17 protein-coding genes and 2 pseudogenes are annotated in these 18,694 nt (G+C 73.9%); 13 read left to right on the top strand and 6 right to left on the bottom strand.

Annotated features, from left to right (window positions below; genetic code table 11):
* Nucleotides 1-59 precede the first annotated feature (59 nt).
* The 4 genes from IE271_RS04485 to IE271_RS04470 are packed head-to-tail and all read left to right on the top strand — an operon-like array spanning nt 60 to nt 4,089.
* Nucleotides 60-983: an ABC transporter permease gene (locus IE271_RS04485; protein WP_190188823.1), complete on the top strand. Its 924-nt coding sequence runs from the start codon at nt 60-62 to the stop codon at nt 981-983.
* Entirely contained in the window at nt 976-1,995 is a 1,020-nt protein-coding gene (locus IE271_RS04480) for an ABC transporter permease (protein ID WP_190188822.1), read from the top strand. The genes IE271_RS04485 and IE271_RS04480 overlap by 8 nt, the downstream gene beginning before the upstream one ends.
* 5 nt (nt 1,996-2,000) lie before the next feature.
* Nucleotides 2,001-2,978 carry an ABC transporter ATP-binding protein gene (locus tag IE271_RS04475; RefSeq protein WP_190188821.1) on the top strand — a complete coding sequence of 326 codons (978 nt, stop codon included), beginning with the start codon at nt 2,001-2,003 and terminating at the stop codon, nt 2,976-2,978.
* Nucleotides 2,971-4,089, top strand: a complete 1,119-nt coding sequence (locus IE271_RS04470) for an ABC transporter ATP-binding protein (protein ID WP_190188820.1) — start codon at nt 2,971-2,973, stop codon at nt 4,087-4,089. The genes IE271_RS04475 and IE271_RS04470 overlap by 8 nt, the downstream gene beginning before the upstream one ends.
* A gap of 165 nt (nt 4,090-4,254) precedes the next feature.
* Here the strand turns inward: IE271_RS04470 and IE271_RS04465 are convergent, their stop codons facing one another.
* Nucleotides 4,255-6,384, bottom strand: coding sequence for a S9 family peptidase (locus IE271_RS04465; RefSeq protein WP_190188819.1), 2,130 nt, complete (start codon nt 6,382-6,384; stop codon nt 4,255-4,257).
* Nucleotides 6,385-6,559: 175 nt separating this feature from the next.
* Between IE271_RS04465 and IE271_RS04460 the strand changes: the two genes are divergently transcribed.
* The gene (locus IE271_RS04460) at nt 6,560-6,754 is read left to right on the top strand and encodes a hypothetical protein (protein ID WP_190188818.1); all 195 of its coding nucleotides are present in this window, start codon (nt 6,560-6,562) and stop codon (nt 6,752-6,754) included.
* 64 nt (nt 6,755-6,818) lie between these two features.
* Here IE271_RS04460 and IE271_RS04455 read toward each other — a convergent pair whose 3' ends face one another.
* Together IE271_RS04455 and IE271_RS04450 are read right to left on the bottom strand one after the other, a co-directional pair.
* The gene (locus IE271_RS04455) at nt 6,819-7,028 is read right to left on the bottom strand and encodes a DUF397 domain-containing protein (RefSeq protein WP_190188817.1); all 210 of its coding nucleotides are present in this window, start codon (nt 7,026-7,028) and stop codon (nt 6,819-6,821) included.
* Nucleotides 7,025-7,909: a helix-turn-helix domain-containing protein gene (locus IE271_RS04450; RefSeq protein ID WP_190188816.1), complete on the bottom strand. Its 885-nt coding sequence runs from the start codon at nt 7,907-7,909 to the stop codon at nt 7,025-7,027. Before IE271_RS04450 ends, IE271_RS04455 begins: the two co-directional genes overlap by 4 nt.
* 159 nt (nt 7,910-8,068) lie before the next feature.
* On the opposite strand from IE271_RS04450, the pseudogene IE271_RS04445 reads away from it, so the two are divergent.
* From IE271_RS04445 to IE271_RS04420, 6 genes and pseudogenes are all read left to right on the top strand, one after another.
* Nucleotides 8,069-8,530: pseudogene (locus IE271_RS04445) on the top strand (ATP-binding protein); the annotation flags it as partial.
* Nucleotides 8,531-8,765: 235 nt separating this feature from the next.
* Entirely contained in the window at nt 8,766-9,692 is a 927-nt protein-coding gene (locus IE271_RS04440; protein ID WP_190188815.1) for a helix-turn-helix domain-containing protein, read from the top strand.
* Between the two features lie 52 nt (nt 9,693-9,744).
* Nucleotides 9,745-10,356: a Uma2 family endonuclease gene (locus IE271_RS04435; RefSeq protein ID WP_190188814.1), complete on the top strand. Its 612-nt coding sequence runs from the start codon at nt 9,745-9,747 to the stop codon at nt 10,354-10,356.
* Between the two features lie 52 nt (nt 10,357-10,408).
* Entirely contained in the window at nt 10,409-11,359 is a 951-nt protein-coding gene (gene mshB, locus IE271_RS04430) for an N-acetyl-1-D-myo-inositol-2-amino-2-deoxy-alpha-D-glucopyranoside deacetylase (protein WP_190188813.1), read from the top strand.
* Entirely contained in the window at nt 11,356-11,784 is a 429-nt protein-coding gene (locus IE271_RS04425) for a DUF6113 family protein (RefSeq protein WP_190188812.1), read from the top strand. Before mshB ends, IE271_RS04425 begins: the two co-directional genes overlap by 4 nt.
* A 192-nt stretch (nt 11,785-11,976) precedes the next feature.
* A complete protein-coding gene (locus tag IE271_RS04420) occupies nt 11,977-14,028 on the top strand; it encodes a peptidoglycan binding domain-containing protein (RefSeq protein ID WP_190188811.1) in 2,052 nt (683 codons plus the stop codon).
* Nucleotides 14,029-14,111: 83 nt separating this feature from the next.
* Here IE271_RS04420 and IE271_RS04415 read toward each other — a convergent pair whose 3' ends face one another.
* The gene (locus IE271_RS04415; RefSeq protein ID WP_190188810.1) at nt 14,112-14,963 is read right to left on the bottom strand and encodes a transglutaminase family protein; all 852 of its coding nucleotides are present in this window, start codon (nt 14,961-14,963) and stop codon (nt 14,112-14,114) included.
* 212 nt (nt 14,964-15,175) lie between these two features.
* Nucleotides 15,176-16,183: pseudogene (locus IE271_RS04410) on the bottom strand (GNAT family N-acetyltransferase); the annotation flags it as partial.
* A gap of 140 nt (nt 16,184-16,323) precedes the next feature.
* Between IE271_RS04410 and fdxA the strand changes: the two are divergent.
* Together fdxA and IE271_RS04400 are read left to right on the top strand one after the other, a co-directional pair.
* Nucleotides 16,324-16,644: a ferredoxin gene (gene fdxA, locus IE271_RS04405; RefSeq protein ID WP_003973842.1), complete on the top strand. Its 321-nt coding sequence runs from the start codon at nt 16,324-16,326 to the stop codon at nt 16,642-16,644.
* 153 nt (nt 16,645-16,797) lie between these two features.
* Nucleotides 16,798-17,889 (top strand): bifunctional succinyldiaminopimelate transaminase/glutamate-prephenate aminotransferase, encoded by a 1,092-nt coding sequence (locus IE271_RS04400; protein WP_190188808.1) that lies wholly within the window; start codon nt 16,798-16,800, stop codon nt 17,887-17,889.
* A gap of 89 nt (nt 17,890-17,978) precedes the next feature.
* On the opposite strand, the gene IE271_RS04395 is transcribed toward IE271_RS04400, so the two are convergent.
* The gene (locus IE271_RS04395; protein ID WP_190188807.1) at nt 17,979-18,404 is read right to left on the bottom strand and encodes an ATP-binding protein; all 426 of its coding nucleotides are present in this window, start codon (nt 18,402-18,404) and stop codon (nt 17,979-17,981) included.
* Between the last annotated feature and the right edge of the window lie 290 nt (nt 18,405-18,694).

Raw genomic sequence — 18,694 nt, 5'->3', positions numbered from 1 at the left:
GCCGGGGGCGGCCGGCCGGCGCCGGCCGCCCCCACGACACCCGGAACCGGAGCCCTTCCATGGGACGCTACGTGATCCGGCGCCTGCTGCAGATGATCCCGGTCTTCGTCGGCGCCACCCTGCTGATCTTCCTGATGGTGAACGTGATGGGCGACCCCGTCGCGGGACTGTGCGGGGACAAGGAGTGCGACCCCGCGACCGCCGCCCAGCTGCGCCGGGAGTTCGGCCTCGACAAGCCCGTGTGGCAGCAATACCTGACCTACATGGGCAACGTCTTCACCGGCGACTTCGGCACCGCCTTCAACGGGCAGAAGGTGACCGAGCTGATGTCGACGGCCTTCCCCGTCACCATCCGGCTCACCGTCGTCGCGGTCCTCTTCGAGATCGTCGTCGGCATCGCGCTCGGCGTCGTCACCGGGCTGCGCCGCGGCCGGCCCGTCGACACCGCCGTGCTCGTCCTGACCCTGGTCGTGATCTCCGTCCCCACCTTCGTCACCGGCCTGCTGCTCCAGCTGCTGCTCGGCGTCCAGTGGAGCTGGATCCGCCCGTCGGTCTCGGCGGAGGCGCCCTTCGGCGAGCTGATCGTCCCCGGCCTGGTGCTCGCCTCGGTCTCCCTGGCCTACGTCACCCGGCTCACCCGGACCTCCATCGCGGAGAACCGCCGCGCCGACTACGTGCGCACCGCGATCGCCAAGGGCCTGCCCCGGCGCCGCGTCGTCACCCGCCACCTGCTGCGCAACTCGCTCATCCCGGTGGTCACCTTCATCGGCACCGACGTGGGCGCGCTGATGGGCGGCGCGATCGTCACCGAGCGCATCTTCAACATCCACGGCGTCGGCTTCCAGCTCTACCAGGGCATCCTGCGGCAGAACACGCAGACCGTCGTCGGCTTCGTGACCGTCCTCGTCCTGGTCTTCCTGGTCGCCAACCTGCTCGTGGACCTCCTGTACGCCGTACTCGACCCGAGGATCCGCTATGCCTGAACCGCAGCCGCCCCGGCCGCCGCAGTCGGAGCCGCCGGGCGGGGGCCGCGCCCCGGAGGACGGCGCCGTCGCCGCGACCGGCATGGGCGGCGCCATGGACCTCGCCACCAGCGAGGGGGCCACCCTGGAGGGCGCGCGGGGGCCGGACGGCGCGGGCCCGCGGGACCGGCCCCGCAGCCTGTGGTCCGACGCCTGGCGCGACCTGCGCCGCAACCCGGTCTTCCTGGTCTCCGCCCTGCTCATCCTCTTCCTGGTCTTCGTCTCCCTGTGGCCCTCGGCGATCGCGCCCGGCAACCCGCTCGCCTGCGACCTGGCCAAGGCGCAGGAGGGCTCCCAGCCGGGCCACCCCTTCGGCTTCAACGGCCAGGGCTGCGACGTGTACACCCGTACCGTCTACGGCGCCCGGGTCTCCGTCACGGTCGGCGTCCTGGCCACCCTCGGCGTCGCCGTCCTCGGGTCCGTCCTCGGCGGGCTCGCGGGCTTCTTCGGCGGGGTGTGGGACGCGATCCTGTCGCGGATCACGGACATCTTCTTCGCCATCCCCGTCGTCCTCGGCGGCCTCGTGCTGCTCTCCGTGGTGACCAGCAGCACGATCTGGCCGGTCATCGGGTTCATGGTGCTGCTGGGCTGGCCGCAGATCTCCCGCATCGCCCGCGGCTCGGTGATCACCGCCAGGCAGAACGACTACGTGCAGGCGGCCCGCGCGCTCGGCGCCTCCAGCCCCCGGATGCTGCTGCGGCACATCGCGCCCAACGCCGTCGCCCCGGTCATCGTCGTGGCGACCATCGCGCTCGGCACGTACATCGCGCTGGAGGCGACCCTGTCCTACCTCGGCGTGGGGCTGAAGCCGCCGACGGTGAGCTGGGGCATCGACATCTCCTCGGCCTCCGCCTACATCCGCCAGGCGCCGCACGCGCTGCTGTGGCCGGCCGGCGCGCTGGCGGTCACCGTGCTGGCGTTCATCATGCTCGGCGACGCGGTGCGCGACGCCCTCGACCCCAAGCTGAGGTGAGGCCCGTGCTCCTCGACGTACGCGACCTGCGGGTGGAGTTCCGCACCCGGGACGGCGTGGCCCACGCCGTCAACGGGGTGAACCTGAGCGTGGACGCCGGCGAGACGCTCGCCGTGCTCGGCGAGTCCGGCTCCGGCAAGTCCGTGACCGCCCAGGCCGTCATGGGCATCCTCGACTCGCCGCCGGGCCGCGTCACCGGCGGCGAGATCCTCTTCAAGGGACGGGACCTGCTCGGGCTCAAGGAGGAGGAGCGGCGCAGGATCCGCGGCGCCGAGATGGCGATGATCTTCCAGGACGCCCTGTCCTCCCTCAACCCGGTCCTCACGGTCGGCGCCCAGCTCGCCGAGATGTTCACCGTCCACCGGGGCATGTCCAGGAAGGACGCCCGGGCGAGAGCGGTCGAGCTGATGGACCGGGTGCGCATCCCCGCCGCGAGGGAGCGGGTCGACGACTACCCGCACCAGTTCTCCGGGGGTATGCGCCAGCGCATCATGATCGCCATGGCGATGGCCCTGGAACCGTCCCTGATCATCGCCGACGAGCCCACCACCGCCCTCGACGTGACCGTCCAGGCCCAGGTCATGGACCTGCTCGCGGAGCTCCAGCGCGAGCTGGACATGGGGCTCGTCCTCATCACCCACGACCTCGGCGTGGTCGCGGACGTGGCCGACCGCATCGCCGTGATGTACGCGGGCCGCATCGTGGAGTCGGCGCCGGTGCACGACCTCTACAAGGCCCCCGCGCACCCCTACACCCGGGGCCTGCTCGCGTCGATCCCGCGCCTGGACCAGAAGGGCCGGGAGCTGTACGCGATCAAGGGCCTGCCGCCCAGCCTGACGGACATCCCGCCCGGCTGCCCCTTCAACCCGCGCTGCCCGATGGTCCGCGACACCCCCTGCCGGACCGAGGTGCCCCCGCTGTTCGAGGTCGCCGCGGACCGGGGCAGCGCCTGTTTCTTCTGGGAGGAGTGCCTGCATGGCTGAGCCGATCCTCCAGGTCCGGGGCCTGGTCAAGCACTACCCGCTCACCCAGGGCATCCTCTTCAGGAAGCAGGTGGGCGCGGTCAAGGCCGTCGACGGCGTCGACCTGGAGCTGGGCCGGGGCGAGACCCTCGGCGTCGTCGGCGAGTCCGGCTGCGGCAAGTCGACGCTCGCCCGGCTGCTGGTCAGCCTGGAGCGGCCGACCGAGGGGTCGATCCTGTTCAAGGGCGAGGACGTCACCAGGCTGTCGGGGCGCGCCCTGAAGGCCGTGCGCCGCAACATCCAGATGGTCTTCCAGGACCCGTACACCTCGCTCAACCCGCGCATGACCGTCGGCGACATCATCGGGGAGCCCTTCGACATCCACCCCGAGGTGGCGCCGAAGGGCGACCGGCGGCGCAAGGTGCAGGAGCTGCTCGACGTGGTCGGGCTCAACCCCGAGTACGTCAACCGCTACCCGCACCAGTTCTCCGGCGGCCAGCGCCAGCGCATCGGCATCGCCCGCGGCCTCGCGCTGCGCCCCGAGGTCATCGTCGCCGACGAGCCGGTCTCCGCCCTCGACGTCTCCGTGCAGGCCCAGGTGATCAACCTGCTGGACCGGCTCCAGGGCGAGTTCGGCCTCTCCTACGTCTTCATCGCCCACGACCTCTCCATCGTGCGGCACATCTCCGACCGGGTCGGCGTGATGTACCTCGGGAGGATCGTGGAGATCGGCAGCGACGAGGAGATCTACGACCACCCGACGCACCCCTACACCCAGGCCCTGCTCTCCGCCGTGCCCGTACCCGACCCGGAGGCGCGGCGGCACCGCGAGCGGATCATCCTCACCGGCGATGTGCCCTCCCCGGCGAACCCGCCCTCCGGCTGCCGGTTCCGCACCCGCTGCTGGAAGGCGCGCGAGCGGTGCGCCCTGGAGGTGCCGCTGCTCGCGGTGCCCGCCGCGTTCCGCTACGCGGAGGGGCCCGCCGCGCACGACTCGGCGTGCCACTTCGCGGAGGAGAAGCAGGTGGTGCCGCCGGAGGGCGGCACGGGCCCCGGCGCGCCCCCCGCGAAGGGCGACCCCGGTCCCGGCGAACCCCCTGCGGAGGGCGGCGGTGCGACCAGGCTGACCTGACAAGCCGGGCAAATGCGCATCAACGTCGTTAACACGCAGGCAACTTGACCGACCCGATTCCGATATACGGACGCGGCACGCTGAACAGCGTACGGCCGTGCGGGTGCCGTAGACCGGCCGGGGCGCGCCATGTCTCCCCGGCCGGTCGCACGTCCGGCCCCGGGACTACGGCCGGTCCACGCCCAGCGAGCGCTTCAGGAAGTCGACCTGGAGCAGCAGCAGGTTCTCGGCGACCTGCTCCTGCGGGGTCATGTGCGTCACCCCGGACAGCGGCAGCACCTCGTGCGGGCGACCCGCCGCCAGCAGCGCGGAGGACAGCCGCAGCGAGTGGGCCACCACCACGTTGTCGTCGGCCAGGCCGTGCACGAGCAGCATCGGGCGGGCCGGCCCGGCGGCGGCCACCAGCCCGCCGTCGCCGACCAGCGAGTTCGCCGAGTAGACCTCCGGCTGCCGGTCCGGGTCGCCCAGGTAGCGCTCCGTGTAGTGGGTGTCGTACAGCCGCCAGTCGGTGACCGGGGCGCCCACGACGGCCGCGTGGACCGCGTCCGGGCGGCGCAGCGCCGCGAGCCCCGCGAGGTAGCCGCCGAACGACCAGCCGCGGATCGCGACCCGGTCCAGGTCGAGCGGGAAGCGCTCGGCCAGCGCCCGCAGGGCGTGGATCTGGTCGTCCAGGACGACCGCGGCCACGTCGTCCTTGATCGCCTTCTCCCAGGCGGGGGAGCGGCCGGGGGTGCCGCGCCCGTCCGCGACGACCACCGCGAACCCCTGGTCGGCGAACCACTGCGAGGTCAGGTGCGGGTTGTGCGCCGCCACCACGCGCTGCCCGTGCGGGCCGCCGTACGGGTCCAGGAGCACCGGCAGCGGCCCGTCCCCCTCCGTGTAGCCGGTGGGCAGCAGGACGGCGCACGGGACGCGGCGCTCGCCCGCCTCCGTGAGCGTCAGCCGCGGGGTCAGCCCCGGGTCCTCGGCGTGCGAGACCACGGTCGCCACCGTCTTGCCGTCGCGCAGCACCTGCGCGCGGGCCCCGGGCGCGTCCGGCACCGCGGAGACGAGCACCGTCACCCCGCCCGCGCGCACCGCCGAGTGCACCCCGGGCTCCTGCGACAGCCGCTCCACCCCGAGGTCGTTGACGCGGTAGACGTGCACCTCGCCGGTCTCCGGGGCGGCGGCGGTCCCGCCCGCCGAAGCGGAGAGGAGCACGTCGTCGTCCGACACGTCGAGAATCGCACGCACGTGCAACTGTGCGCCCGTCAGAGGACGTTCACCGACGGCGAGGACGCGCGCGCCGCCCTCGTCGGCGATCCGCACGAGCCGTCCGGAGGGCGTCCAGCACGGCACACCAGGGAAAAGATCCAGCCATTGTGGATCTTCGTCCGCGTGGACCATCCGGGTGGCCCCCGTCCCGGGGTCCACGGCCAGGTAGAGCTGGCTCGCCTGGTCCCGGGCCTGCACGAGCAGCAGCGGGGCGCCCGCCGCCGACCAGTGCACCCGCGCCAGGTAGGGGTAACGGGTCCGGTCCCAGACGACCTCCGTACGGGCCCCGTCCAGGCCCACGAAGAAGAGGCGCACGTCCGCGTTGTCCGTGCCGGCCGCCGGGTACGCGACCTCCTGGGGGGCGTTCCCGGGGTGCGCCGGGTCGGCGATCCACCACCGGCCCACGGGCGCGTCGTCGGCCCGCGCGACCAGCAGCCGGTCCGACTCCGGGGACCACCAGAAACCGCGCGACCTGGCCATCTCCTCGGCCGCGACGAACTCCGCGAGCCCGTACGTCACCGTCCGGGACTCCGGCTCCGCGAGCGCCCGGTCGCCCTCGCCCCCGGCGCTCACGACCCGCAGCGCACCCCCCGAGACATAGGCGACCAGGCGTCCGTCGGGGGAGGGGCGCGGGTCGATCACCGGACCGGGAACGTGCAGCTCACGGGCGGTCCCGGCGCGCAGCTCGGCGGTGAAGAGACGGCCCGACAGGGCGAAGGACGCCAGTTCCACGGCGCCGTCCGTGGCGTAGCCGACGATGCCGGCACCGCCCTCGCGGCTGCGCTCCCTGCGCGCCCTCTCCCGGGCCGACAGCCGCTCGTCGGCCCCGCCGAGCAGCGTCCGCGGGTCGGCGGCGGGCCGCTCCCCGCCGTCCGCCAGGTCCAGGACCCACAGCAGGTTCGCCCGGTCCGTACCGGAACGGGACCGCAGGAAAACGACCCGGGAACCGTCCGGCGCCACCGTGAACGCACGGGGCGCGCCGAGGGTGAACCGCTGGGTTCGCGCATACCGGCGCGGAAAGGAGAGAGGCTCGATCGTCATGCCTCGACCATATTGGCCATGCGCCCCCTTGTGCGGCCGTGCGCCGATCGATGCGCGCGTACGAATAGTTATGATCGCTAGCGCTGTGTGGGTAGGAAATCCGCTGGCTGTCGCAGGGATTGACTGCCCCCGTCGTTCGACCCCGGTCCCAGGGATCTTTTGGAGGTGAGCCGCCGTGGCACTCTCGATTTCGGCGGTGGTGCTGCTGGCGATCATCGTCTTCATCCTGATCAAGAAATCAGGACTGAAGGCCGTACACGCCCTGGTCTGCGTGCTGTTGGGCTTCTACCTGGCCTCGTCCACCGTGGCCCCGACGATCAGCGAACTCACGTCGAACATCGCGGGCATGATCGGCGGCATCAAGTTCTGACCGGTCCGACCGGCCCGACCCGAGGGAGGGCGCGCCCCGGCGACGGGGCGTGCTCCTCGCGCGGTCACGTCCCGGAGGCGTACGGGACGAAGTCGGCCCAGGCGCCGGGCGCGAAGGCCAGGCGCGGCCCCTCGGCGTCCTTGGAGTCGCGGACGTGCACGGTGCCGGGGGTGGCGGCGATCTCCACGCAGGAGTCGCCCTCGGGCCCGCTGCTGTAGCTGCTCTTGAACCACGCCAGGTCTGTGACGTCCCTGGCGGAGGTCTCGCGGTTCATGTTTCTCCAAGCAGTTGCTCGATGAAGGCCAGCGTCTCTCCGGGCGGAAGAGCCTGCGCCCGGATGGTGCCATACCGCAGTTCGAGGACACGTAGTTGCCTCAGGTCAGAGGCTGGGCGGCCGTTGAATGCGCCGTCCGACCGACCCACCGCTGTGCCGTCCTCGAACTTCAGCAACTCGATCCTGCCGCTCATGCCCGGATGAGCCACGCTGTCCATCGGCATGACCTGCAGTGTGACGCTGTTCAGACGCCCCGCTTCCAGCAGGCGCTCGAACTGCTGTTTCCGCACCATTGTGTCCCCGACCTTGCGCCGAAGCGTCGCTTCCTCCAAGACGAAACTGAGGGAAGGCGCTGGAGAGCGATCGAAAACTGAAAGCCGAGCCATGCGCGCGGCCACCAGGCGATCCACCTCCTCCGCCGGATACGGAGGCTGCCGCACTTCGAACAGTGCGCGTGCGTACGCAGGTGTCTGCAACAAACCCGCGATGCTGCTGCACTCGTACACCCCGATCTCGGCCGCCCGTGCCTCCAGTTGCGCCAGGTCCCGCACCTTCTTCGGGTACCGGACCTTCTTCACGTCCTCTTTCACCGCCGCGACGAGCCCGCCGGCGCCCAGTACCCCGTCCGCTGTGTCCAGATACTCCGGCCGGGGAATCCGCCGCCCGCCCTCGATCTTGTAGACGAGGTCCTCTCCGTACCCGACCGCCGTCGCGAAGTCGGCGGCCCGCATCCCCGCCGCCTCCCTGCGCAGTCTCAACTGCCGCCCCACGGTGGCCACCACGGCGAGCGCCCAGTCGTCGTCCGGGTCCACCTCCCACCCCGGCTCGTCCGTCCGCTCCTGCTCCGCCCCGAGCCGTACCGCCTCGCCGTCCACCGCCATGCGCGCCCCTCCGTTCCGTACCGCCGTCCCGTACCGCCACGCCTCATGCGGACCAACCGCTCCGACAGCCCGGACAGCACCGGACGAGCCCCGGACAGTGGCCCTACGCACCACCGCAATCACCCATCACGGTAGGTCGCGGCCGCCACGCTGGGTGACGTGAACCAGCAGAGCGCCCAGGCCGCGCCCCGACACGCCCCCCAGGCCCACCGCTTCAGCGTGCTGTTCCCCGCCACCGCGCGCGGCGCACGCCTCGCCCGGCTGCTCGCCGCCGACCGGCTCCGGGACTGGGGGGTGCCGTGCGAGGCGGCGCACCACGTCGTGGCGGAGCTGGCGGCCAACGCGGCCACGCACGGCCGCCTCCCGGGCCGCAGCTTCCGCCTCACGCTCTCCGTGACCGGCGCCGCGCTGCGCGTCGAGGTCGCCGACGCGCGCGGGGAGCGGCGGCCCGCGCGCCGCGAGGCCGGTCCCGGAGCCGAGTCCGGCCGCGGCCTGCTGCTCGTGGAGGCCCTCGCCGACCGCTGGGGCGTCACCGACGGCCCCCACCCGCGCAAGACGGTCTGGGCCGAGCTGGGCCTTCCGGCACCGGAACCCGCGCCCACGGGTTCCGGTGCGGCGGGCGGCCAGAAGACAGAGAACCCCGGGGAAAGCACCTCGCCGAACCCCACCCCTCCCGCCCGCCGTCCACACCCGGGCGTCGCTCACTCGGGCGGGTGAAGGTCTCCAGTTCGGCTGGATACGGGGCCCCCTCGCGGCTCTACGCTCACCGCGACACGACCCCAGACATGCGACGGCCCTCGCCGGGAGTGCGAATCCCGTGCGAGGGCCTGACCACCGAGGAAGAAGCACCTTCCTGATGGATACCCGAAACCCTAGCGCGCCCCCGCGCGTCCAGTCCCCCACCGCGGGCCACAAGCCCCCGAACCGGCAGCCCCGCCCCGGCGGACTCGCCCACGACAACACCCGCCACACCGCCCGCTTCACGGTGATCGGCAACCACCTCGCCCAGCACCACGAACTGTCGCTGCTCGCGATCGGGCTCGGCGTGCACCTCCAGTCGCTGCCCAAGGGCGCCCGCGTCGACATCAAGAGCCTCGCCGCCCGCTTCCCCGAGGGCGCGACCCGGATCGCCGCCGCCCTGCGCGAACTGGAGGCCCACGGCTACCTGCGCCGCTCCCGCGAGCGCGTCCCCGGCGGCCGCATCGTCACCCGCACGGTCTCCTGCAACCAGCCGGCCGCGGCCCGCCGCCACGCCGCCCCCGAGCCCGCCCCCGAGCCCGCCCCTGAGCCCGCCCCTGAGCCCGGTCCGGCGGTGGTCCGGCCGGAGGAGCACGCACGGAGCGAACCGCGCGAGAAGCGCGCGCCCCGCAAGCCGCTCCCCGCCGTACCGAGGCCCGCGCACCCCGCCCCCGTGCTCCTGCAGGAGGCCGCCGGCCTCCTCGCGGACCTGCGCCGCCACGACCCCCGCCTGCTCCTCTCCGCCTGCGACACGGCCCACCTGGCCCCCGGCGTCGCCGCCTGGCTGGAGCGCGACGCCGGGTCCGCGGCCGTACGCCATGCACTGACCGCCGGCCTGCCGCCGGAAGGCATGCGGCGGCCCGCCGCTCTGCTGGCGCACCGCCTCGCCGACCGGCTGCCGCCCCCGCCGCCCTTCCGCGCCCCGGCCGTCCCGCCGCCCGCGACGCACCCGCTCCAGACCTGCGACGGCTGCGACCGCGCCTTCCGCGCGCCCGCCCCCGGCCGCTGCCGCGACTGCCGCCCCGACCACCTGGAGGCCACCTAGCATGAACGTGACGATCCTTGCCCCTGGGCACAGACGACGAGGAGCGAGCGCCATGACCATCGCACCGGACGGCGCACAGCGGGGCGCCTCCCACCTCTACCGGGCCATGCGCGACTTCGTTCAGTCCGCGGACGACACGCTGCCGGGCAAATTCGAGATCACCAAGGAAGGGATCGTCCACGACATGATGTCGCCCAGCCGTCGCCACGAGCTGACGGCACTGCGCCTCCGCAAGCGCCTGGAGAGGGTGATGCCGGAAGAGCTCGTGGCCCACACGGGCGAGCCCGACGTGGAGGACGAGCCCGAAGGCGTCATGCGCCGTCCCGACCTCATGGTGATCGCCGAGGCCGACATGGACGCCGAGGGGTCCTTCGATCCCCGTGAGCTCATCGCCGCCGTCGAAGTCGTCTCCCGCTCCAACCCGGACAACGACTGGGTGGGCAAGGCGCGGGACTACCCGCTGCTCGGCATCCCCGTCTACGCGATCTTCGATCCCCGCACCGGCACCGGCGCCGTCCTCACCGACATCCACCCGACCCCGGACGGCCCCCGCTACGCCACCCGCAAGGACTTCCTCTACGGCGAGGACGTCACCATCGGCGAGTGGACGATCCCGACGGACGGTCTGCCGCGGTACCGGGACGACGGCGCGCACGAGGGGTGACGGAGCCCGGGCGGGGAGCCGCTGATCGCGGGCGCCTCGTAGGCTGGGGCCCATGACGGACATGCCCGCCCGGCGTCTGCTGCTGGTGCACGCGCACCCGGACGACGAGTCGATCAACAACGGCGTCACCATGGCCAGGTACGCGGCCGAGGGCGCCCTGGTCACGCTCGTGACCTGCACGCTCGGCGAGGAGGGCGAGGTCATCCCGCCGTCGCTCGCGCACCTCGCGGCCGACCGGGAGGACGCGCTCGGCCCCCACCGCATCGGCGAACTCGCCGCCGCGATGAAGGAGCTGGGCGTCACCGACCACCGCTTCCTCGGCGGACCCGGCCGCTACCGCGACTCCGGGATGATGGGCACCGAGCAGAACCGCCGCCCCGGCGCCTTCTGGTCGGCGGACCCCGACGAAACCGCCGGGCACCTGGTCGAGGTGATCCGCGAGGTGCGGCCGCAGGTCCTCGTCACCTACGACGAGAACGGCGGCTACGGCCACCCCGACCACATCCAGGCCCACCGCGTCGCCATGCGCGCCGCCGGCCTGGCCGCCGACCCGGACTTCCGCCCGGACTCCGGCGCCCCCTGGACGATCGCCAAGATCTACTGGAACCGGGTGCCGCGCCCGGTCGCCGAGGAGGGCTTCGCGCGCCTCGCCGACGCGCTGCCCGACCTGCCCTTCCCGGCCGCCGCCCAGGTCGGCGACGTCCCCGGCGTGGTCGACGAGGCGGTCGTGACCACCGAGATCGACGGCACCGGATTCGCGGACGCGAAGGCCGCCGCCATGCGCGCCCACGCCACCCAGATCGCGGTGCACGAGCCCTGGTTCGCCCTCTCCAACGACCTGGCCCAGCCCCTGTTCACCACGGAGTACTACGAGCTGGTGCGCGGGGAGCGCCCGCGGGGCGGCCGGGAGACGGACCTGTTCGCGGGGATCGACGAGACCGGCGGGGCCGCCGCGGGCGGGGAGCCCGCCCGGCCGGCCGCTACGGAAGAAGGTGCACGATGAGCACGGCGGACCGGTCCGGCGGAGCCGGAGGCATGCTGGCGCAACCGTTGCGGCCGCCGTCGGCCGGACGCGTCCTCGCCCTCCTCGGGCTGTTCGTCCTCGGCGCCGTGGCCGGTGTCGCCGGCGCGCTGGTGCAGGGCGGCTGGTTCCCCGGCGGGCTGCTGCTCGCCCTCGCGGGCTCCGCCGGCCTGTTCCTGGGCGGGGCGTACGCGCTGCGCGCCAGGTCCGGCGCGGTCGCCCCCGTCGCCGGGTGGATGGCCGCCGTGATCCTGCTGACCGCCAGCCGGCCGGAGGGCGACTTCGTGTTCGGTGCCGGCGCGGGCTCGTACCTCTTCCTGCTCGGCGGCATGGCGGTGGCTGTGATCTGCGCCACCCTCGGTCCGGGGCGGCAATCGGACGGTCCCGCCGTCCGACTTGGGAAGTGACGTACCACTTCGCCGTACCGGACAGGTGCGGGTCCCGTGTGGGTTTCCCCCACGGTCGCGGGATACGTGTGCGACGTGGCCAGTATGGTGGTGCGCGCCGCCGAGCCTTCCCCGAGCTCTCGACTCGGTTCGAGCAGGGGACCCCAGTCGTGAGGTCGTGACGGGCGGCGGAGCCAACCGGGAGAACCTGCCTTGAGTCGAGAAACTGACAGTCCGTCCTCCGGGCCCAACGGGCACGGCGGGCCCGCGTACCCGTCGGGGACGCCGCCCTACGGCACCCCCCTGACGTCCGGCGGTGCCGGCGCGGCCCCTGCCGGCTCGGAGCCGGAGGAGCGCAAGACCGAGACCACGCTGACGACGCGCATCCGGATCAACATCCCCGGGTCCCGGCCCATCCCGCCGGTCGTCGTGCGCAAGCCCGTCGCCGACTCGTCGGACGGCGCGGGCGGTTCGGGCCAGGACGCGCAGGAGCCCGCGTCCGCCGCCGCTCCCGCCGCGGCCCCCGCCCCGGCGCCGGCGGCGCCCGCCGCGCCGGCCGAGGAGAAGACCAGCGACTGGTTCGCGCCCCGCAAGCCCAGTGCGCCCAAGGGTGGACCGGGCGGCGGCGGGACCAACGGGGCCGGTCTGCCGGGCGGTTCGGCCGCTCCCGGCACCCGCCCCGGCACAGGCGCCGGTACGGGCCAGGGCACCGGTGCGCAGGCGCCGGCGGCCCCGGGCGCCCCCGGCGCTCCGCGCCCCGGCGGCCAGAACGGCGCGCTGCCCGGCGCCCACGGCACCGGTCCGGTGGCCCCCGGACACGGCGGCGGCACCGGCTCCTTCGACGTGTCCGGCGCCCTGGGCGCCGCGGCCGGCACCGGCGCGGCGTACCCGCCCGTGGACGCCGACGAGCAGCACCGCGAGGGCTCGCCGTACCTGCCCGGCAGCGGGCGCGGCCCCGCGGGACCGACCGGCGGACCGGTCACCGGGGACAGCCCGGTGAAGCCGGCCGGCGGGAACGGCCCCGTGGCCCCGGCCGGCGGCCCCGGCGGCGGTCTGAGCGACGACACCGCGATCCTCACGCCGCAGAGGCCCGCGCCCGTGCCCGGGCCGGGAGCACCGGGCGCCCCCGGCTACGGCGGCCCCCGCGAGAACGTCTCCGGACACACGCTGACCAGCGGCATCCCCGTCGTGCCGCCCGCGCAGAACTCCCCGTTCGGCACGGGCGCGCCCACCGAAGGACCGATTCCGCACACCCCGCCGAAGCAGCCCGGGCCGGCCGCGCAGAACGCGCCCGCGGCGCCCGCGCCGAAGAAGAAAAAGGGACGCAGCAAGCTGGTGCTCCTGGCCGTCGGCGTGGTCGGCGTCGCCGGTGTCGCGTACGGCGCCGGACTGCTGATGAACCGCTCCGACGTGCCCAAGGGCACCACCGTCCTCGGCGTCGACATCGGCGGCGGCACCCGCGACGAGGCCGTCAAGAAGCTCGACGACACCCTCGGCAAGCGCACGGACCAGCCGCTGCTGCTGACCGTCGACGGCAAGTCGGTGCAGCTCAAGCCGGACCAGGCGGGCCTGCAGCTGGACAGCCAGGCCACGGTGCGCGCGGCGGCGGGCAGCGACTACAACCCCGTGTCCGTCGTCGGCTCCCTCTTCGGCCAGCAGCGGGTCGTCGAGCCGGTCATGCCCGTGGACGAGGAGAAGCTGAAGGCCGCCCTGGAGCGCGCCGCGGGCGCCTCCGGCTCGGCGGGCGAGGGCACCATCAAGTTCGAGCCGGGCAAGGCCGTCCCCGTCTACGGCAAGACGGGCAAGGGCCTGGACACCGCCGGGTCGACGCAGGCGATCGAGGAGGCGTACCGCACGCAGGTGGAGACCGGGAAGTCCGGCCGGGTGAAGCTGCCCACCACCACGCGGCAGCCCACGGTCTCCAAGGCCGAGGTCGACCGGATGATGAAGGAGTTCGCGGAGCCCGCGATGTCCGCCCAGGTCACGGTGCAGACCGACGCCCTGCACAGTGTGGCGTTCAGCCCCGAGAACTCGCTGTGGAAGTTCCTCGGCGTGAAGGCGGTGGACGGCAAGCTCGTCGAGAACTACGACCTCGACGCGCTCCAGGAGCTGTACGGCGCCACCTTCGACGGAGTGACGATCACGCGGGGCAACGGCAAGAAGACCGCCGTCACGCCCCAGGACGTGGTGGGCGCGCTGCGCACCGCGCTCAAGGGCACGACGCCCGCCGACCGCGTCGGCGTCATCGAGACCGACCCCAGCTGACCGGGGCCGCTCCGGCACGCACAGGGCATCGGGCCACGGGCCCGGTGCCCTGTCCCTTTCCGGCGGCTTCCCTGCGGAGCGGGTCAGTTGAGCATCGCGCGGGCCGCGTGGGCCTGGCGGCGCACGCGGTCCGCGGCGGGCTCGTCCACCGCGGCGACCACGTCGGCGTACGCGTCCAGTTCGGTGGCGCCGGTCAGGAAGTCGCCGCGCTGCACCAGCAGTTGCGCGCGCTCGTAGCGCAGCCGGGCCGGGTGGGACGGGAGCAGCAGGGAGAGGTCCACGGCCCACAGGGCGACGTCGGAGCGCTCCGGGCGGGCCGTGGCCCAGGCGCGGACGTTGTTCAGGATCCGCAGGATCACGTCGAGCGGGTCGGCGGGGGAGAGCATCGACGGGTCGAGCGGCGCCCCGGTGGCCCCGGCGACCAGCAGCTCCGCGTCGGTCCCCGTCAGGACGCGGCCGCCGTCGAAGGGGTCGGCGAGCACCTGGTCCCCGGGCGGGCCGAAGCCCACGACGAAGTGGCCCGGCAGCGCGACGCCGTACACCGGGGCCCCCGCCCTGCGCGCCACCTCCGTCCACACGACGGAGAGCAGGATGGGCAGCCCGCGCCGGCGCCGCAGCACGTCGTGCAGCAGGGACGACTCCAGCCTCTGGTAGTCGCCGGGCGTGCCGTGGAACCCGCAGCGCTCGCCGAGCAGCCCGGCGAGCGCGGACGCCCAGGCGCGCGGGCCGCCCGGCCGGAACGGCAGCAGACCGGCGAGCCGGTCCAGCTCCATCTGGGCCTCGTCGATCCCTCTCTCGTCGAGCGACCCGTCCGCCTGGGCGGCCACCAGCAGGCACAGCGCCGACAGGTCGGGCCGCGGGGAGCGCGCCTCGGCGGCGAACAGGCTCCGCCACTCGGCGCTGCGCTCGGGGTCCGGGGGGTGTGGGGGACGCATAGCTGGGTGGTGCCCTCTCAGCCCGATCGATACCGGTCGCCCGCGGAACCGGCGGCCGCGCCCGCGGAGGCGGAGTCCGCGTCCGCGACCGGGCGCCCGGCGCCGGTGCGCGGGTGCTCACCATGATCGGACGAACGCCCGCCGTCCGCTTCCGCACGGCCGCCGCGCCCGGCACCGCCCGCCTCCGCACCGGCGTCGGTCCCCGCGCCCGCGCCGGTCCCCGCGGGCTCCCGGTAGTGGTGGTAGGCGTGGTGGAGGGCGAAGCCCATGCCCTGGTACAGGGCGCGGGCCCCGGTGTTGTCCGTCTTCACCTGCAGCCAGGCCGCCGAGGCGCCCTCGTCCAGGGCCCGGCGGGCCAGCGCCGCCATCACCGCCGTGGCCAGCCCGCGGCGGCGGTGCTCCGGGGCGACCTCGACGGCCGCGAAGCCCGCCCACCGGCCGTCCACGACGCAGCGCCCGATCGCCGCGGGCGCCCCGGTGTCCGAAGGGACGCTCGCGAACCACACCGAGGGCCCGCCGCCCAGCACCCTCAGCGCCACCTCGCTCACGCCCCTGCGCTGGTAGCGGGCCAGCCACGCCTCGTCCGCCGACCGGGACAGCACGACCCGGGGGCCGTCGGCGGCCCCGGCCGCGTCCCCGACCGGCGCGAGCGCGCCGGTCCACAGCTCGGCCGTCACCTCGCGCGTCCAGCCGCGCGCCGCGAGCTCCGCGCCGAGCAGCTCCTGGGTGTCCTCGGCGCCCGTCGCGATCTGCAGGTACGCGGGCAGCCCCCGGGCGGCGTACCAGCGACGCACGGCCGCCAGCGCCTCGTCCAGCGGCATCCCGGGGTCGCCCAGCGGCAGCACCGAGTTGGCGCGGCGCGTGAACCCCGAGGCCGCCCGCAGCTCCCAGTCGCCCAGCGGCTCCCGCTCCACCGGCCGCCAGCCCCGGGCCGCGACCCGCGCCAGCTCCCCGTACGTCGCCGAGGGGCCCCGGCGGCGGGCCGGCGCGGCCGGTACGACCTTGCCCGCGACCAGCGAGGACTCCGGAATCCTGACCGCTTCGCCGGACTTCCGTGTGATCAGCAGCACACCGTCGTCCCATGATGTGAGAACGCCAACCGTGTCGGTGAACTTCTCACCCTCAGCCGCGTGTTCGTCCAGCCGCCGCACCGAGACGCGTTTTCCCACGTCAGAGGCGGTGATGCGGACTTCGAGCCGGAAGTTTGCGGAGATTTCCACAGCTCGGTCCACCCCTCCTGTTCGGATCATGCCCAAGAACGGAGATACTAGGTGCGGGCATCGACGACGCCGCGCTCCCGCGCGCCAGGCGGCGGAGCCTGAAGCGGCCCGCCAGCGCCCTATCGAGGAGGAACGACAGCGTGACCTACGTCATCGCGCAGCCTTGTGTCGACGTCAAGGACAAGGCGTGCATCGAGGAGTGCCCGGTCGACTGCATCTACGAGGGCCAGCGGTCCTTGTACATCCACCCGGACGAATGCGTCGACTGCGGAGCCTGTGAGCCGGTGTGCCCGGTCGAGGCGATCTTCTACGAGGACGACACTCCGGAGGAGTGGAAGGACTACTACAAGGCGAACGTCGAGTTCTTCGACGAGCTCGGCTCGCCCGGCGGCGCCAGCAAGCTGGGACTGATCGAGCGCGACCACCCCTTCGTCGCAGCGCTGCCGCCGCAGAACCAGTAAGCGGCCCCTGGGGCGCCCCCGGCACCGGCCGGGGGCGGAGCCATCCGGTCCCGTACGGCCCGCCCGCCGTGCGGGACCGAGGCGTTTGCCGCACCCCGCGCCGCACACGTGCGTCCGCGCCCGCCGCGCGGACGGGAAAGTGAGCCAGACCCCGTGTCCGCAGTCTCCGAGAGGCTCCCCACCTTCCCCTGGGACAAGCTGGAGCCCTACAAGGCGACGGCCGCCGCGCATCCGGACGGCATCGTCGACCTCTCCGTCGGCACGCCCGTCGACCCGGTGCCCGAGCCGGTCCAGAAGGCTCTCGTCGCGGCCGCCGACTCGCCCGGCTATCCCACGGTGTGGGGCACGCCCGAGCTGCGTGACGCGATCACCGGCTGGTGCGGGCGGCGGCTGGGCGCCCGCGGCCTGACCCACCGCAACGTCCTGCCGGTCGTCGGCTCCAAGGAGCTGGTGGCCTGGCTGCCGACGCAGCTGGGCCTCGGCCCCGGCGACAGGGTGGCGTACCCGCGCCTGGCCTACCCGACCTACGAGGTCGGCGCCCGGCTGGCCCGCGCCGAGTACGAGGCGTACGACGACCCGACCGAGCTGGACCCCGAGGGCCTGAGGCTGCTCTGGCTCAACTCGCCGTCCAACCCGACCGGCAGGGTCCTGTCCGAGGACGAGCTGACCCGGATCGTCGCCTGGGCCCGCGAGCACGGCGTCCTGGTCCTGTCCGACGAGTGCTACCTGGAGCTGGGCTGGGAGGCCGACCCGGTCTCCGTGCTCCACCCGGACGTGTGCGGCGGCTCGTACGAGGGGATCGTGGCGGTCCACTCGCTCTCCAAGCGCTCGAACCTCGCGGGCTACCGCGCGGCCTTCGTCGTCGGCGACGAGCGCGTCCTCGGCGACCTGCTGCAGATCCGCAAGCACGGCGGGATGATGACGTCCGCGCCGACCCAGGCCGCGGTGGTGGCCGCCCTCGGCGACGACGTCCACGTCCGCGAGCAGCGCGAGCGCTACGCGGCCCGCCGCACGGCCCTGCGCGCCGCCCTGGAGAAGCACGGCTTCCGCATCGAGCACAGCGAGGCCAGCCTGTACCTGTGGGCCACCCGCGACGAGTCCTGCTGGGACACCGTGGGGCACCTGGCCGAACTGGGCATCCTGGTCGCGCCGGGCGACTTCTACGGCGCGGCGGGCGAACGGTTCGTGCGCGTGGCGCTGACGGCGTCGGACGAGCGGATCGAGGCCGCGGTGGCGCGGCTGTAGCCGTACGCGCGCCGCGCGGGGCGCGTGAACGTGCCGAAGGGGCCCGGGTGCGGAACCCGGGCCCCTTCGTGCGGGGCGTGCCGCGGACGTCAGCCGAGGGGGAGCGAGTCCACGGGCAGCTGGTCGGTGGGCAGGCCGTCGGACGGCAGGCTGCCGGTCGCGGTCTTCGCGGTCTCGCCGAGCGCGTCGCCCGCGGAGCCCGCGATGTCGCCGGCCGCCTTCTGTGCGACGGGGGTCGCCTGCTTCACGACCTTGCCGCCGGTCTTGCCCGCGGCCGGGACGGCCTCCTCGACGACCTTGCCGCCCGTGGCGCCCGCGAGGCCGGTGGCGTTCTGCGCGGCGCTGTCGAGGGTGTTGCCGGCGCTGGCGGTGTCCAGGGCGCTCAGCCCGCCCAGGTCGGGCGCCGCCGGCAGGGCGGCCGCGTTCGCGGAGCCGGCCGCACCGACCACGGGAGCCGCTCCCGCTGCGACGAGCAGCGCGGCACGGGCGATCCTGCGGGTCAGGGGGAGGGACATGATGCTCCTTCGACGGAGAGAACGGTGGGGGTGCCGAACCCTGACCGGCCGCCGGTCGACCGGCGCTTGATCACTTGGGCTCGGACGCAGTGACTACCGCTCGAAACCCCCGAAGGTTGCGGTGGGCCGACGTAAAGAGTTGGTAATGCGTCACATGATCTTCTCTGGTGGATAACGGGTGAAAAGAGACATGGTTCAGAGAGGTGGTGACCCCTTACAACCCTTGGCCCGCAAGGGAAGCGGGGCTCGGAGGGGGCGCGCCCGCAGCGCCGTGCGAGGCGGTGGGGCGG

Source organism: Streptomyces minutiscleroticus, assembly GCF_014650875.1.
GTDB classification, from domain to species: Bacteria; Actinomycetota; Actinomycetes; order Streptomycetales; family Streptomycetaceae; genus Streptomyces; species Streptomyces minutiscleroticus.
This window is presented reverse-complemented; position numbering and strand designations above follow the sequence as displayed.

Bases quoted from the DNA above. Each gene is read 5' to 3' on its own strand.
- IE271_RS04415 (WP_190188810.1), bottom strand. From the start codon at position 14,963: ATGCGTCCCCCACACCCCCCGGACCCCGAGCGCAGCGCCGAGTGGCGG.
- IE271_RS04395 (WP_190188807.1), bottom strand. From the start codon at position 18,404: ATGTCCCTCCCCCTGACCCGCAGGATCGCCCGTGCCGCGCTGCTCGTC.
- IE271_RS04485 (WP_190188823.1), top strand. From the start codon at position 60: ATGGGACGCTACGTGATCCGGCGCCTGCTGCAGATGATCCCGGTCTTC.
- IE271_RS04440 (WP_190188815.1), top strand. From the start codon at position 8,766: ATGGATACCCGAAACCCTAGCGCGCCCCCGCGCGTCCAGTCCCCCACC.
- mshB (WP_190188813.1), top strand. From the start codon at position 10,409: ATGACGGACATGCCCGCCCGGCGTCTGCTGCTGGTGCACGCGCACCCG.
- IE271_RS04465 (WP_190188819.1), bottom strand. From the start codon at position 6,384: ATGACGATCGAGCCTCTCTCCTTTCCGCGCCGGTATGCGCGAACCCAG.
- IE271_RS04455 (WP_190188817.1), bottom strand. From the start codon at position 7,028: ATGAACCGCGAGACCTCCGCCAGGGACGTCACAGACCTGGCGTGGTTC.
- IE271_RS04470 (WP_190188820.1), top strand. From the start codon at position 2,971: ATGGCTGAGCCGATCCTCCAGGTCCGGGGCCTGGTCAAGCACTACCCG.
- IE271_RS04425 (WP_190188812.1), top strand. From the start codon at position 11,356: ATGAGCACGGCGGACCGGTCCGGCGGAGCCGGAGGCATGCTGGCGCAA.
- IE271_RS04450 (WP_190188816.1), bottom strand. From the start codon at position 7,909: ATGGCGGTGGACGGCGAGGCGGTACGGCTCGGGGCGGAGCAGGAGCGG.
- IE271_RS04435 (WP_190188814.1), top strand. From the start codon at position 9,745: ATGACCATCGCACCGGACGGCGCACAGCGGGGCGCCTCCCACCTCTAC.
- IE271_RS04480 (WP_190188822.1), top strand. From the start codon at position 976: ATGCCTGAACCGCAGCCGCCCCGGCCGCCGCAGTCGGAGCCGCCGGGC.